Here is a 14,526-nt window from a genome sequence, read left to right on the forward strand (position 1 = left end):
TGCGATATTCCCGCGACTTTGTAGGAGGGCGAGCCTAGTATGGGCCGCATGTCGCTGCTGCAGGGCCCGCCTTGAAAGCCGTCGCGCCGCCCGGTGCCGATGCCATGCTGCTGCGGCTCATCGAGTCGCTGGAGATGCAGGACGGACGCTGGCGGGCGCGCCAGGGCGACTGGCTGCTGGACAGCAGCTTCCAGCCGGTGTTCAGCTTCCCGCACCGCCGCGCGGTGGGCTACGAGGCCTTGCTGCGGGTGGCAGACGCGGCCGGCAACGCCGTCTCGCCGCTGCAGTTCTTCGAGCAGCTGCGCAGCTTCGAGCAGCAGTGGGCGGCCGACCGCCTGTGCCGCCTGCTGCATGTCCACAACTTCGTGCACCAGGCCGATGACGACAGCTGGCTGTTCCTGAACATCCACCCCACGGTCTTCGTGCACGGCGGGCAGCAGACGCAGGCGCTGGATGCGTCGGTGCGGACCATGCAGGCCCTGGGCCTGCCCATGCACCGGCTGGTGCTGGAGGTCACCGAGGACATCATGGCCCAGGAGACCGACTTCGAGCGCGCCGTGGCCAATGTGCGCGAGACCGGCTGCCTGCTGGCGCTGGACGATTTCGGCGCGGGTCATTCCAACTTCGACCGCATCTGGCACATCCACCCGGAGATCGTGAAGCTGGACCGCAGCCTGCTGCGCCGTGCCTGCGATTCACCGCGCATCGCGCGCGTGCTGGCGCAGATGGTGTCGCTGCTGCACGAGTGCGGGTCGCTGGTGCTGCTGGAAGGCGTGGAGACGCGCGACGAGGCGATGCTGGCGCTGGACGTGGACGTCGACATGGTGCAGGGCTTCGCCTTCGGCAGGCCGGTCCCCGGCATGCTGGGGCCGCAGGGCGTGTCGGACGAGATCGAGGAGATCTGGGAGCTGCTGGACGGGCGCCATGCCGACACGCGCCGCGTTCATGCCATGCATGTCGCACCCTATCGTCAGGCGCTGCGGCAAGCGCAGGCGCGGCTGCAGGACAGGCCCTTGGCCGAGGCCTGCGTCGAGCTGCTGGCCTTGCCCGGCGTGCAGGTCTGTTTCCTGCTGGACGAGCAGGGCCGGCATGTGGCTGAGCCGCTGCTGCCGGCGGGCGTGCCCGACCGGTCGCAGGACCCGCGCTTTCGGCCGCTCGGCCTGGCCAGCGACGCGCGCTGGGCGCGGCGGCCTTACTTTCGCCGCGCGCTGGAGGAACCCGGCGTCACGCAGATCACGCGGCCCTATCTGAGCCTGCACGGCGCACGCATGTGCGTGACGCTGTCGGTCGCCTGCGCCACGCCGGCCGGCCTGCGCGTGCTGTGCGCGGATATCGACTGGACGAGCTAGCGACCGTACAAGTCGCCGAAGAAGTCGCCTGGCAGCCAACGTGGCCGCTCGGGCTGCTGGGCGATCTCGCGGGCCAGCCCCCATTGCAACTGGGCAAAGCGCTGGACTGCGGCCCAGTGGAAGGGCTGGCCGAGGTCGTCGCCGGGCTGGTGGTAGCGCTGGCGGCGGAAGTCGCGCATCAGCGCGTTGCCGTCTTCCTTGGTGTCGAAGGAGGCGCCGCCCGGCCCGAGGATGACGGCGGGAATGCCTTGACGCACGAAGCTGTACTGATCGGAGCGCGTGAATCGGCTCTGCTCGGGTTGCGGGTCGGGCGCCACACCCAGGCCCAGATCGGCCGCGGCACGAGCCACCGCGTCGCCCAGCGTCGAATGTTCCGCGCCGAGGGCGACGACGTCCTTGAAGTCGTGCAACAGGATGGGCATGTCAATGTTGACGTTGGCCACCAGGCGGGCCGCTGACACGGGCGGGTTGCGCGCGAAGTAGGCGGAGCCGAGGTAGTTCTTCTCCTCGGCGGTCAGCGCGACGACGAGGACGGATCGGTCGGGCGCGGCGCCGTGGGCCAGCAGCCGGAACACCTCCAGCAGCGTGGCGATGCCGAGCGCGTTGTCCATCGCGCCGGGGTAGATCGTGTCGCCCTTCTTGCCGAGATGATCCAGGTGGGCCGACAGCACGACCACTTCATCCTTCAGGCGCGGGTGGCGGCCCTCGATGAGGCCGGCGATGTTGTGGCTGCGGGCCTGGCCGTGCACGCTGTGCCGTACCAGGCGGGCGACGAGGCCGAGGTCGCCGCGTGGCAGCGGGCGGCCGGCTTCGGCGTCGGACACGAGGGTTGCGTAGTCGCGGCCGAGCGCGGCCAGCAGCTTCGGAGCGGCCTGGACGCTGACGGTGGCGGCGGCGCGCAGGCCGGGGATGTCGCTGCCGCCGCGGCCGTCTGGGGTCTGCCAGTCCATCGCGACGTTGTCGGCAAACTGGCGGTTGAGATGGAAGGGCGCGACGATCTCGCTGCGCGGCGTGGCCAGCGTGATGACGCCGACGGCGCCGTGGCGCGCGGCCAGTTCCGCCTTGGTGCGCCCGTTGCCGAAGTGGGCGCCTTCGGTGGACGGCATCTGCGGCGGCCGGCCGGACAGCACGACCGCAATCCTGCCCTTGACGTCCAGGCCGGCGTAGTCGTCCAGGCCGAAGCGCGGCGCGGTGATGCCGTAGCCGGCGAAGACCAGCGGCGCCTTCACGTCGCTGTGAAGTACCGACAGGTCGGGACGGGTGCTGAACTCATCCAGCCAGGCCAGGCGCTCACAGGTCTCGCCACGGCAGAGGTCGAGCGACGGCGCCGTGGCCGCCAGCCGGCTGGTTCTCAGCGGCACGGGCAGGGCGTAGCTGCCCGCATCGCCCATGGGCTTGAGGCCGAGCTGCGCGAACTGGCTGGCCACGTAGGCGGCGGCCAGGTCGTAGCCGCGCGTGCCGGTCTCGCGGCCTTCCAGCAGCGGATCGGCCAGAAAGTGCAGATGCGCCTGCAAACGGCGCAGGTCGGCCTGCGCGCGATGCATCAACGCCACCGTTGAGTTCGCCGCCGCGGGCAGGGCGGCTGCCGCTGCCGCGGCGACCCAGGTCTCCAGCAGGTCGCGCCGCTTCATCGGGCCAGGTGCTTGTCGAGCCAGGCGAAGAACTCGCCATACCAGACGCGGCTGTTGCGCGGCTTCAGCACCCAGTGGTTCTCGTCCGGGAACCACACCAGCCGCGACGGCACGCCCAGCGACTTCAGCGTGTTGTAGTAGGCCAGGCCCTGGGCATCGGGCACACGGTAGTCCATTGCGCCGTGGATGACGAGGGTGGGGGTCTTGAAGTTGGCGGCGAAGGCATGCGGGCTCTGGGCCGCGACCTTGGCCGGGTCGTCCCAGTAGGCGGCACCCAGCTCCTTGCGATGCCAGCTGTAGGCATCGTCGGCATACATGGCCTGCCAGTCGTAGCAGCCGGCGTGGCAGACATAGGCCTGGTAGCGGCCCGCCGGCACCTGGCCGTTCATCCACGCCACCATGAAGCCGCCATAGCTGCCGCCCGTGGCGACGATGCGCTTCTTGTCGACCCAGCGTTTTTGCAGCAGCCAGTCGGTGCCGGCCTCGACGTCCTGCAGTTCGTACTCGCCCCAGTGGCCGGTGATGCTGTCGAGGAACTCATGACCGAAGCTGGAGGAGCCGTGGTAGTTCACGCAGGCGACCACGTAGCCTTGCGCCGCGAAGGCCTGATGGTTCCAGCGCCAATGCCAGCTGTCACCGAAGGCGGTGTGCGGGCCGCCGTGGATGACATGCATGACGGGCCATTTCTTCTTGGCGTCGAAGTCCGGCGGATAGGTCAGCCACATCTGCACGTCGTCGCCGCGCGCGCCCTTGATGGTCACTTCCTCAAAGCGGCCGAAACTGTGGGCTGCCAGGCGCGTGTCGTTCAGCGCCTCGATGCGGCGCAGGCCGTCTTCGCCGAGCACCGACAGCCGCGGCGGGAAGGCCATGCCGTCGTGGTTGATGACGACGAAGTCGGCGGCACAAGCAAAGCTGCCGACATGGCCGCCTTCGAAGATGGGCTCGGCCACGCGCTCGCTAAGCATGAACTGCCAGAGGTGGCGGCGGCCGCGGTCCTCGGCGGCGAACAGCACCGACTGGTCGTCCGCCACCCAGCGCAGCGGCGCGCTGACCTCGTGGTCCCAGTCGTCGCTGAAGACGGCCCAGCGGCCCTGCTGGTCGAGCACGGCCAGCTGGTTCGGGCGGTTGTGGCCCAGCGCCTGGTGGCTGGCCAGGAACGCGAGGTGCTCGCCGCCATGGCTGTAGCGCGGCGCGGCGAAATCCCAGTCGGCGTCTTGCAGCAGCGTCAGTCCCCGGCGCGTCTTCACGTCGATCTCGGCCAGCGCGAAGCGGCCGTCCAGCTTCTTCTCGGCTGCCGGGTCGAAGGCGAAGGCGATGCGCCGGCCGTCGGGCGAGATGTCGAACGTGATGGCGTCGGGCTCGGCGCGGCTCAGCTCCCAGGCACTGCCCTCGAACAGGTCGCGCGCCCGGCCGGTGGCCACGTCCATCACATGCAGATGCGGCACCCGGCCCATCGGAATGTGGTGATCCCAGAAGCGGTACAGCGCCTCGTCGGTGACGTAGGCGGTTTCCTTGCGGTTCTTGAAATCGCGCAGCGCCTCGGCCTGCGCATCGGCCTTGCGGTCGGGCCAGACCCAGGAGACAAAGGCGATGCGCTGGCCATCGGGGAACCACTTGAAGGCCTCGACACCGGTGGGCACCTGGCCGACGCGCCGCGCCTCGCCGCCATCGGGCGGGATGACGTAGAGCTGAGGCTCTTCATCCCTGACACCGGCCTGCTCGCGCTTGGCGGTGAAGGCGATCAGGTCGCCGCGCGGGCTCCACTGCGGGTTGCCGTCCTTCTCGCCGGCCTCGGTCAGGCGGCGGGGCTCCCCGCCCAGCGTGGAGAACAGCCACAGGCTGCTCTGCGCCCGGTTGGTCTGCATGGAATGGCGCGTGACGCCGGCGGCGGCCTGGGCGCCGTCGGGGCTGAGGCTGGGTTCGCCGATGCGATCCAAGGCCCAGAGTGCATCAACGTCGAAGGCCTTGGATTTGTTGTTCATGGTCTCTGTCGGGTCAATTGCCAGTTCAGGTGTGCCCTGACCTCGGGCCATTCGCCCACGGTCAGGCTGTACATCACGGTGTCGCGCACCGTGCCGTCGCGGCGCAGCGCGTGGTGGCGCAGCACGCCGTCACGCTTGGCGCCGAGGCGCTCGATGGCGCGCTGCGAGGCGTGGTTGAAGTTGTCGGTGCGCCAGCCGACGAGCTGGGCGCCGAGCGTCTCGAAGGCGTGCGTCAGCATCAACAGCTTGGCCGTCGTGTTGACCGCGCTGCGCTGCACGCGCTGGGCATACCAGGTGTAGCCGATCTCGACGCGGGCGACCGCCGACACGATGTCGTGAAAGCTGGTCGAGCCCAGCACCTCGCCGCTCGCCGCGTCCAGCACGGCGAAGGGCAGGCGGTGGCCGGCGGCCTGGCCGGCGAGCGCGGTCTCGATGTAGGCCTGGGTCTCGTCCGGCGCGGGCACGCTGGTGAAGCGCAGGTTCCACAGCTGGCCGTCCGCCGCCGCGGACTGCAGCCCGGGCGCATGCGCCAGCGTCAGCGGCACCAGTCGGATCGGCCCGGCGGCCAGCGTGACCGGCCCGACGGGCCGGAGCGCCTGGTTCAAGGCTTGTCCTTGAGGATCACGCGCCGGGCCGCCCAGCGGCCCACGCCGCAGCCGACGACGATGAGGACCAGGGCTCCCATCTGCTGGGCGTTCCAGTCGGTGCTGGCGATGAAGTCCACGCCGAGCAGCCGGCCCAGCCCCCAGCCGGCCAGGGCGCCTCCGACAAAGCCGATGGCATCGGCAAAGCCCTCGCGCATCGCGCGGTCGAAATCATTGGTAGCCATCAGCGGTTGTTTCTCTGCATGAATACGAGCTTCTCGAACAGCGTCAGGTCTTGCTCGTTCTTCAGCAAGGCGCCGACCAGCGGCGGGATGGTGACCTTCTCGTCCTTGGACTGCAGCGCCTCGACGGGCACGTCCTCGGCGACCAGCAGCTTGAGCCAGTCGATCAGCTCCGAGGTGCTGGGCTTCTTCTTCAGGCCGGGCAGGTTGCGCACGTCGTAGAAGTTCTTCAGAGCTGCGGCCAGCAGGTCCTTCTTGAGCGTCGGGAAGTGCACGTCGACGATCTTCTGCATCGTCGCGGCATCGGGGAACTTGATGTAGTGGAAGAAGCAGCGGCGCAGGAAGGCGTCCGGCAGTTCCTTCTCGTTGTTGGACGTGATGAACACCAGCGGCCGGTGCCGGGCCTTGATCAGCTGGCGCGTCTCGTAGACATAGAACTCCATGCGGTCGATCTCGCGCAGGAGGTCGTTCGGGAATTCGATGTCGGCCTTGTCGATCTCGTCGATCAGCAGCACGACCGGCTGGTCGGCCTCGAAGGCCTGCCACAGCACGCCCTTGACGATGTAGTTCTCGATGTGGCGGACGCGGTCGCTGCCCTCGATGCCGGCGAGCTGGCTGTCGCGCAGCCGGCTGACGGCGTCGTATTCGTACAGCCCCTGCTGCGCCTTGGTGGTGCTTTTGATATGCCACTGCAGCAGCGGCATACCCAGGGCGGTGGCGACCTCTTCGGCCAGCATGGTCTTGCCGGTGCCGGGCTCGCCCTTGATCAGCAAGGGGCGCTGCAGCTTGGCCGCCGCATTGACCGCGAGCATCAGATCGGCGGTGGCGACGTACTGGTCGGAGCCTTGGAATTTCATGGGGCGTGCAGAGGGGAAAGGGCCTGGGCCGGGGGTGCCGAGCCAGTATAGGTGGGCCCCTATAATCGCCGCCGCTCACGACAAGACACCTCCCGGGACCATGAAAAAACTGCTGCAGATCTCGCTCGCCCTGGCCACTGCCCTGACCGCCTTGGCCGCCCAGGCCCAGGATGTGAAGGCCGGAGAGAAGAAGGTCGCGATGTGCATCGGCTGCCATGGCATTCCGGGCTACCAGGCCAGCTTCCCCGAGATCCACAAGGTGCCCATGATCGCGGGCCAGAACGCCAAGTACATCGTGGCGGCGCTGCAGGCCTATGCCAAGGGCGATCGCAAGCACCCGACGATGCGCGGCATTGCCGCCTCGCTGACCGATCAGGACATGGCCGACATGGCCGCCTTCTACGAGCAGCAGGCCCAGCGGCCGGCCGCTGCCGACAGCGTCCCCGCGCCGGCGGCCAATGTGGCCGAGCTGCTCAACAAGGGCGCATGCATCTCCTGCCACGGCGCCAATTTCAGCAAGGCCATCGACCCGAGCTACCCCAAGCTGGCCGGCCAGCACGCCGACTACCTGACGGTTGCCCTGAAGGCCTACAAGACCGAGCGCAATGCCAACGTGGGGCGCAACAACGCCATCATGGTCGGCCAGGTCAAGCAGTTCAGCAATGCGGAACTGAAGGCCATCGCCAAGTACATCAGCACGCTGCCGACCGAACTGGCGACGGTGCCGCAGCCGAAGCTGCGCTGACCGGCCGAACGCGCCGGTTCGTCACAAGCCGCCCGCCCGGGCGGCTTTTTCATGCCTGTAACGGAAAGCGTGCAGGCTGCACGTTCGCCGGCACGCGTGCCCACGGGGCGGCGCGGATACTCGGCGCCAGCAAGACGGCGCTGTCATGTTGAAAAAAATATCCACGGGCGAGGTGAGGTTGGGCATGTATCTCCAGGCGATGGAGGGTGCCTGGTTGTCACATCCGTTCTGGAAGACGAAGTTCGTGCTGACCGCCGCCGCTGACCTTGCCGCCCTGCAAGCCAGCGGCGTGCCGGCCGTCTGGATCGACGTCAGCAAGGGTGGTGACGTGGTGCCGCCGGCCGTTGCCGTGCCGCCCCCGGCTACGCCGGCCGTGGCTGCCACCTCGGTCACGTCGGCTGCGCGTGTCGGCATGGAGGACGAGCTGGGTCGGGCCGCCGAGGTGATCGGCCGCGCCAAGGTCGCTGTCATCGCGCTGTTCGGCGAGGCGCGGCTGGGCAAGGCCATCGATAGCGAGGTCTGCCTGCCCATCGTCGACGAGGTCACGTCCACATTGGCGCGCAACCCGTCGGCCTTCCTGAGCCTGGCGCGGCTCAAGAACAAGGACGACTACACCTACATGCACTCGGTCGCGGTCTGCGGCCTGATGGTGTCCTTGGCCCGCCAGATGGGGCTGAGCGATGCCGAGCAGCGCGAGGCCGGCCTGGCCGGGCTGCTGCACGACGTGGGCAAGATGCAGATGCCGCTGGAGGTGCTGAACAAGCCCGGCGCGCTGACGGACGCCGAGTTCGGCGTCATGAAGAGCCACCCGCAGCGCGGCTGGGAGCTGCTGCACGAGGGCGCCAAGGTGCCGGCAGCGGCGCTGGACGTGTGCCTGCACCACCACGAGAAGATGGACGGCACCGGCTACCCGCACAAGCTGGCCGGTGATCAGATCAGCCAGCTCGCCCGCATGGGCGCCGTCTGCGATGTCTACGACGCCATCACGTCGACGCGGCCCTACAAGTCGGCCTGGGACCCCGCCGGCTCGCTGCAGCGCATGTCGCAGTGGAAGGGCCAGTTCGACCCGGTCATCTTCCAGGCCTTCGTGAAGAGCGTTGGCATTTATCCGACCGGCACGCTGGTGCGCCTGCAGTCCGGCCGCCTGGCGGTGGTCGTTGACCAGAACCCTGCATCGCTCGTCTCGCCACAGGTCAAGGTTTTCTATTCGACCAAATCGGGCATGCCCATCCCGCTGCAGCTCATCGACTTGGCGGCCCCCGGCACCAGTGACCGCATCGCCGGCCGCGAGCCGCCGGAGAACTGGAACTTCCCCCAGCTCGACGAACTCTGGAACCCGCTCGGCAAGCGCTGAGGCGCGGCTGACGCGGGGCTGAGGCACGGGCTTTGCCGGCCTCCTAAACTGCATGTTCAAGCAGTTGGGAGATCAGCGATGAAGCGGTGGATGGGTGTAGTTTTGTTCGTGGCCGCCTGTGGCGCGTCCGCCCAGACATTGCGTTGGGCCAGCCAGGGTGACCCGCAGACCATGGACCCGCACTCGCAGAACGAGAGCCTGACCAACATGGTCAACGGCCAGGTCTACGAGCGCCTGACCAATCGCGACGCCAAGCTGGCCATCGTGCCGGGGCTGGCGATGGAATGGAAGCAGACCGGGCCGCTGGCCTGGCGCTTCAAGCTGCGCCCTGGCGTCAAGTTCCACGACGGCACGCCGCTGACGGCGGATGACGTCGTCTTCTCGGTGCAGCGCGCCAAGGCGCCCACTTCGCAGATCGCCGTCTGGGCCAATGCCGTCGGCACGGCGAAAAAGGTCGACGACCTGACGGTGGACTTCCAGCTGACCACCTTCAACCCCATCTTCCTGCAGCACATCGACCAGCTCTGGATCATGAGCCGCAGCTGGTCCGAGAAGCACAAGGTCACCAAGCCGCTGGACTTCAAGAACAAGGAAGAGAGCTATACGGCGCTGCACGCCAACGGCACCGGCCCGTTCATGCTGACCAGTCGCCAGCCCGGCATCAAGACCGTGCTCAAGCGCAACCCGAACTGGTGGAACAAGTTCCAGGGCAATGTGCAGGAGGTCGTCTACACGCCCATCGCGACCGACGCGACGCGGCTGGCGGCGCTGGTATCCGGCGAGATCGACTTCGTGCTCGACCCCGCGCCACGCGACATCGCACGGCTGCGCAACACGGCCGGCGTCAAGGTCATCGAAGGCCCCGAGAACCGCCTCGTCTTCATCGGCATGGACCAGGCGCGCGACAAGCTGCTGTACGGCAATGTCGCGGGTGACAAGAACCCGTTCAAGGACGTGCGCGTGCGCCGCGCGCTCTACCAGGCCATCGACGTCGAGGCGCTGAGGACCAAGCTGATGAGCGGCCTGTCGGTGCCGACGGGCGCGTTGACGCCGTCCAGCACCGCCTCCTTCGACGACCCGGCCCTGCAGACCCGCCTGCCCCACGACCTGGCGGCCGCCAGGAAACTGATGCAGGAGGCCGGTTTTGTCGACGGCTTCGAGGTGACGCTGGACTGCCCCAACAACCGCTACATCAACGACGAGGAAATCTGCACGGCGCTGGCATCGATGTGGGCGCAGCTGAAGATCAAGGTCCGGGTCAACGCCATGCCGCGCGTCATCTACTTCCCCAAGCTGGAGAAGTACGACACCAGCCTCTACCTGTACGGCTGGGGCGGCTCGGTGACCGATGCCGACAGCATCCTGACGCCGCTCTACCGCAACCGCGGCGATAAGGGCGTGGGCAACTACAACTTCGGCGGCTTCCGCAATGACAAGGCCGACGCGCTGGCGGCGCAGTCGAGCGTCGAGGCCGACGCCGCCAAGCGCGAGCAGCTCATCCGCGGCGCGCTGACCGAACTGCGCGAGCAGGTCAACGTGATCCCGCTGCACCGCCAGGTCGTGCCCTGGGGCGCGCGGGGGAATGTCACGGCGGTGCACCGGCCCGACAACTGGCTGGAGCTGGCCTGGGTGCAGATCAGCCGTTGATTCCGGGCCTTTTACGGCCCACTGCCAGATAGGCGGGCGCGGCAAACTGGACAAAGCCCAGTTCACCGCCCGCGCCATGCTGTACCGCCTTGCTGCCCTGTCCCTGACCCTGCTCCTCGCTGCCTGCGGAGGCGGCGGTGGCGGCGATGGCGGCACGCCGCCGCTGGAGAAACCGCCCACGCTGCGCGGTGTCGCCGCCACCGGCGCGCCCCTGGTCAATGCCCAGGTCAGCGTTGTTGACGGCCAGGGCAAGGCCGTTGGCACGGCAACGACCCATGCAGCCGACGGCAGCTACAACCTGACGCTGTCGGTCAACAACCCCGCCGCGCCGCTGTTCATCCAGGCCCGTGGCCTGGACGCCGCCGGCACCATGCAGGTGCTGCATTCGGCGGTGCCGACGATCACGGCCGCCATGGTGGGCCATGTGACGCCGCTGACCCAGGCGATCGTCGCGCTGTCGCTCGGCACCGAGCCGGCACCCGTCTTTGCCGCCGCCGCCACCAGCGCCAGCCAGCTCACGCAGATGGCCAGCGCCGTCCCCGCCGCCGGCGACTTCCTGAAGACGCTCGTCAAGACCCAGCTGACCGACCTGAAGTTCACCGACCCCAAGACGCTGGACCTGCTGGCCGACGCAAACTTTGCCGCCAACAAGAGCCCGCATGACCTGCTCATCGAGGCGGTGCGCGTCAATCTCGCCCGCTCGCGGCTGAACGTGCCGCTGCTGCAGATCGGCAACAAGTTCCTCGCCGCGCCAACGGCCGAAGTCGTTGTCGAACTGCCGAAAGCCCACACCGAACTGCTCAAGACCAGCGACGCCGCGCCGGCCACCGCCATCACGTCGACGCTGAAGGCTGCGACGAGCGCCTCGACCCTGCTGGCCAACCTGCCGGGCCTGGACGACCTCGGCGCCGCGCTCAACCAGCTCATCGCCCAGGGCCAGGACGTCAGCCGGCTGCTGGACTCGCCGCTGCTGGCCGGCTACGACAAGCACAACGGCCGCTCCAAGGTGAACATGGCCGGCATCCTGTCCACTTACACGACCGCCAACCGCCAGTTCGGCCGATTCCAGTTGCTGGGTTGCGCCGACGACGCGCCGGCCACGGGCAATTGCGCCAAGGTGATGGTGGGCGCCGTCATCAGCGACTCGACCGGCACCGTCGTCGAACTGTTCAGCGACGTCGTCAGCTTCAACAAGGCGGCGACCACCACCAACAAGTGGAACCTGGTCGGCAACGGCAAGAAGCTGGCCGTCGCCGTGCAGCCGCTGGGCTTCATGGCGCTGAACGCCGACGGCACGGCCAGCACCGCCGTCGTCCCCAACCCCGGTATCGGCCTGCAGGTCGAGATCCAGGCGCAGACGCCCGACCCGCTGCCAGGCAACCCGCCCATCCCGCTGATCAGCGCCGCGACCGTGCAGTTGCCTGGCGGCTTCAGCATCCCGTTCGGCTATTGCAACCGGCCGCAGCTTTGCGTGTCGACGACACCGGGCGCCACCAACCTGATCCCGACGGGCGGCGTCGGTGACCTCGCCATCCAGCGCTCGGCGGTTGGCTGGATCGGCAGCGTCGACAGCGTGCGCGGCGCCAAGTACCTCATCAACTACAGCTACGCCGGCGTCGCCGAAACGCGCAGTGCCTGGCTGCGCGCCGATGTGTTGGGTGAGCCGGGGGCGGCGCGCTTCCCCGTCATGGACGGCGTGTCGGTGGCCAACCCATTGGCAGGCGCCAGCCTGCAGAGCGGCACGCTGACCATCAACTGGGCCACCTGGGCCGCAGCCAACCCTGACCTGCGGGTCATCGAGGTCAAGCGCGTCTTCACGCCCGCCGCCGGCGGCGCGCCGACGGTGATGGACACCGCGGTCCCGCTGCCCCCGCGTGCGTCAGTCACGCTGGGCTCTGCCTTCACGCCCGTCGGCGCGGTCGCGTCCGAGCTGTGGCTGCAGGCGACGGATTTGCAGGGCCGGCGCTTTCACACGCGCTACACGGCCAAGCCTTGATGCGTCGGTCGGGATAGGGAGCCCTCCCCAAAATAGGGCGTCCGGGCGCGCCTGTGGCGCCGCGCCGTGAAATCTGACAAGGCTTGCAAAGGGGCTGAAAGCTAAGCTCCCAGCACCTTCAAAAACGACAGCCGTGCCGCAGCATGGCGACAGACCTCATGGTGTACCGACCTCTGGCGCTGGCCGCGCTGATTTGCCTGGTACTCCCACTTGCTGCCCAGGCTTCGCCCGCCGATGCCGACGATGACGCCCTGCAAGCCTTGCTGAAACGCGAGGTGCAGGGCCCGTCGCGCTATGCGCAAAGCCTGATGGACGCGCCGGCCGCGGTCACCGTCATCGGCCGCGAAGAGTCCAGCCGGCTCGGCCACCAGACCATTGGCGACATGCTGGCGCGGCTGCCCGGCGTCTACATCGGCAACTCGCGCACGTACAGCACGCTGGGACTGCGCGGCTTCAACCGCCCTGGCGACTACAGCTCGCGCACGCTGATGGCCGTCGATGGCCAGCGTCTCAACGATGCGATCTACGACCAGGGGCTGCCGCAGCTGGAGCTGCCGGTCATGGCCGAGTGGGTCAAGCGCGTTGAACTCGTGCAGGGGCCGGGCTCGTCGATCTATGGCAGCAATGCGCTGCTTGGCGTCGTCAACATCGTCACGCTGGACGGCGCCGACGCGCCCGGCTTGTCCATGACGGCCAGCCTGGGCGAACACCGACAGCGCCGCGCCGAGATGCACTACGGCGCCAGCAGTGCCAGCCACGGCGACTTCTTCATCGGCCTCAACGCCCAGCGCACCGACGGAGAAAACCTCTATCTGCCCGAACTCGGCACGCCGGACGGCTGGGTGCGCGGCCTGGACGGCGAGCGCCAACTGGCCCTGCTGGCCAAGTACCGCCTGGGCGCCTGGCGTGCGTCCCTGAGCGCCGTGCGGCGCGAGAAGGATGCCGCGACGGCGCCGTACGGCACGCTGGCCGGCGTGCCGGGCACGACCTATGTCGACAGCCAGATCCTGGGTGAGGTGGCCTATGACGAAGGCTGGGTCAACGACCTGCGGCGCAACGTGCGCCTCAGCGTCGCCCACTACAGCTACACCGGCAGCTACGTGTTCGGCGAACCGGCGGCGCAACTCATCAACCGGGACGACGCGCATGCGCGCTGGTTGACGCTGGAGGGGCGTGTGCTGTGGCGTGGCCTGCGCAACCACGAGCTGATGGTTGGCGCAGAGCTGCGCACGGCGCCTCATGTGGTGCAGCGCAACTACGACCTCGACCCCTACCAAGTCGTTCTCGATTCGACGGTCTCGCAGGATTTCGCTGCCGTCTACGCGCAGGACCAGTGGCGCCTGACGCCGACGCTGCAGTTGACATCGGGTCTGCGTCTGGACCATGTGCGCGGCTTCTCGCCGGCGGTGTCGCCGCGCGCCGTGCTCGCCTTCCGTCCCGACGAGAGACAGTCGTTCAAGCTGATGTGGGCGCGCGCCTTCCGCACGCCTAACGCCTATGAGCGCTTCTACGACGACGGCGGCATATCGCAGGTCGCCAACCCCGCATTGACGCCGGAGCGGCTGAACTCGGTGGACGCCGCCTGGGAATACCTGCTGCCCAGCGGCCAGGCGCTCAGCGCCAACGCTTACTACACGCGCATGCGTCGCCTCATCGAGCTGCAACCGCTGAGCGCCGAGCCCGACGCCGTCCTGCAGTCGCGCAACGTCGGCCGGGTCAGCCTCAAAGGGGTGGACCTCGGGCTGGAGCAGCGCATGCCCGGCGGCTGGCTCTGGCGCGTCAGCGCCTCCTGGGTGGATGCGCACAACGACGCCGGCGAACGGCTGACCAACGCGGCCAGCTGGATGTTCAAGGGCCATGTCATCTCGCCCGAATGGCAGCGCGCGCAGCTCGGTGTCGAGTGGTCGCTGCTGGGGCCGCGACTGGGTCGCGTCGAGGTGCCGTCCACGGTCATCGTCAACGCCCACCTGCGCTGGCGCATGGCCGAGCAGCAGACGCTGGCCCTGCACGTCGACAACGCGCTTGACCGGCGCAACCTCGACCCCGCCACGCCCGACACGCCGCTGAGCGCCATCCCTCAGCCCCGGCGCAGCCTGCGCGTCGACTGGACCGTCTCGTTCTGACGGCATGCGGTGATGC

Annotated in this window: 11 protein-coding genes; 6 read left to right on the forward strand and 5 right to left on the reverse strand. The window is 68.4% G+C overall.

Going from position 1 to position 14,526, the window contains the following annotated elements; translation table 11 throughout:
- Window positions 1-71: 71 nt before the first annotated feature.
- Window positions 72-1,349: an EAL domain-containing protein gene (locus tag ASC81_RS05115; protein ID WP_156391749.1), complete on the forward strand. Its 1,278-nt coding sequence runs from the start codon at window positions 72-74 to the stop codon at window positions 1,347-1,349.
- Here ASC81_RS05115 and ASC81_RS05120 read toward each other — a convergent pair.
- The 5 genes from ASC81_RS05120 to ASC81_RS05140 are packed head-to-tail and all read right to left on the reverse strand — an operon-like array spanning window position 1,346 to window position 6,645.
- Window positions 1,346-2,980, reverse strand: coding sequence for a M28 family metallopeptidase (locus ASC81_RS05120; RefSeq protein ID WP_056263443.1), 1,635 nt, complete (start codon window positions 2,978-2,980; stop codon window positions 1,346-1,348). The two genes, ASC81_RS05115 and ASC81_RS05120, sit on opposite strands and share 4 nt — an antisense overlap.
- A complete protein-coding gene (locus ASC81_RS05125; protein WP_056263445.1) occupies window positions 2,977-4,962 on the reverse strand; it encodes a S9 family peptidase in 1,986 nt (661 codons plus the stop codon). The genes ASC81_RS05120 and ASC81_RS05125 overlap by 4 nt, the downstream gene beginning before the upstream one ends.
- Window positions 4,959-5,567, reverse strand: a complete 609-nt coding sequence (locus ASC81_RS05130) for a GNAT family N-acetyltransferase (RefSeq protein WP_056263447.1) — start codon at window positions 5,565-5,567, stop codon at window positions 4,959-4,961. The genes ASC81_RS05125 and ASC81_RS05130 overlap by 4 nt, the downstream gene beginning before the upstream one ends.
- Window positions 5,564-5,791 (reverse strand): hypothetical protein, encoded by a 228-nt coding sequence (locus tag ASC81_RS05135; RefSeq protein ID WP_056263450.1) that lies wholly within the window; start codon window positions 5,789-5,791, stop codon window positions 5,564-5,566. Before ASC81_RS05135 ends, ASC81_RS05130 begins: the two co-directional genes overlap by 4 nt.
- The gene (locus ASC81_RS05140) at window positions 5,791-6,645 is read right to left on the reverse strand and encodes a MoxR family ATPase (RefSeq protein WP_056263451.1); all 855 of its coding nucleotides are present in this window, start codon (window positions 6,643-6,645) and stop codon (window positions 5,791-5,793) included. The genes ASC81_RS05135 and ASC81_RS05140 overlap by 1 nt, the downstream gene beginning before the upstream one ends.
- Window positions 6,646-6,745: 100 nt before the next feature.
- On the opposite strand from ASC81_RS05140, the gene ASC81_RS05145 reads away from it, so the two are divergent.
- The 5 genes from ASC81_RS05145 (at window position 6,746) to ASC81_RS05165 (ending at window position 14,510) form a co-directional block, all read left to right on the forward strand.
- A complete protein-coding gene (locus ASC81_RS05145; RefSeq protein ID WP_056263453.1) occupies window positions 6,746-7,390 on the forward strand; it encodes a cytochrome c in 645 nt (214 codons plus the stop codon).
- Window positions 7,391-7,535: 145 nt separating this feature from the next.
- Window positions 7,536-8,744: an HD-GYP domain-containing protein gene (locus ASC81_RS05150; protein WP_082536257.1), complete on the forward strand. Its 1,209-nt coding sequence runs from the start codon at window positions 7,536-7,538 to the stop codon at window positions 8,742-8,744.
- A 78-nt stretch (window positions 8,745-8,822) separates the two neighbouring features.
- Complete coding sequence (locus ASC81_RS05155) at window positions 8,823-10,391, forward strand: ABC transporter substrate-binding protein (RefSeq protein WP_056263456.1); 1,569 nt, start codon at window positions 8,823-8,825, stop codon at window positions 10,389-10,391.
- A gap of 76 nt (window positions 10,392-10,467) precedes the next feature.
- Window positions 10,468-12,387 (forward strand): carboxypeptidase-like regulatory domain-containing protein, encoded by a 1,920-nt coding sequence (locus ASC81_RS05160; RefSeq protein WP_056263458.1) that lies wholly within the window; start codon window positions 10,468-10,470, stop codon window positions 12,385-12,387.
- Between the two features lie 143 nt (window positions 12,388-12,530).
- Window positions 12,531-14,510, forward strand: a complete 1,980-nt coding sequence (locus ASC81_RS05165) for a TonB-dependent siderophore receptor (protein ID WP_056263459.1) — start codon at window positions 12,531-12,533, stop codon at window positions 14,508-14,510.
- Window positions 14,511-14,526 lie beyond the last annotated feature (16 nt).

The sequence above is a fragment of the Pelomonas sp. Root405 genome (genome assembly GCF_001425165.1).
Classification (GTDB): Bacteria; Pseudomonadota; Gammaproteobacteria; order Burkholderiales; family Burkholderiaceae_C; genus Pelomonas.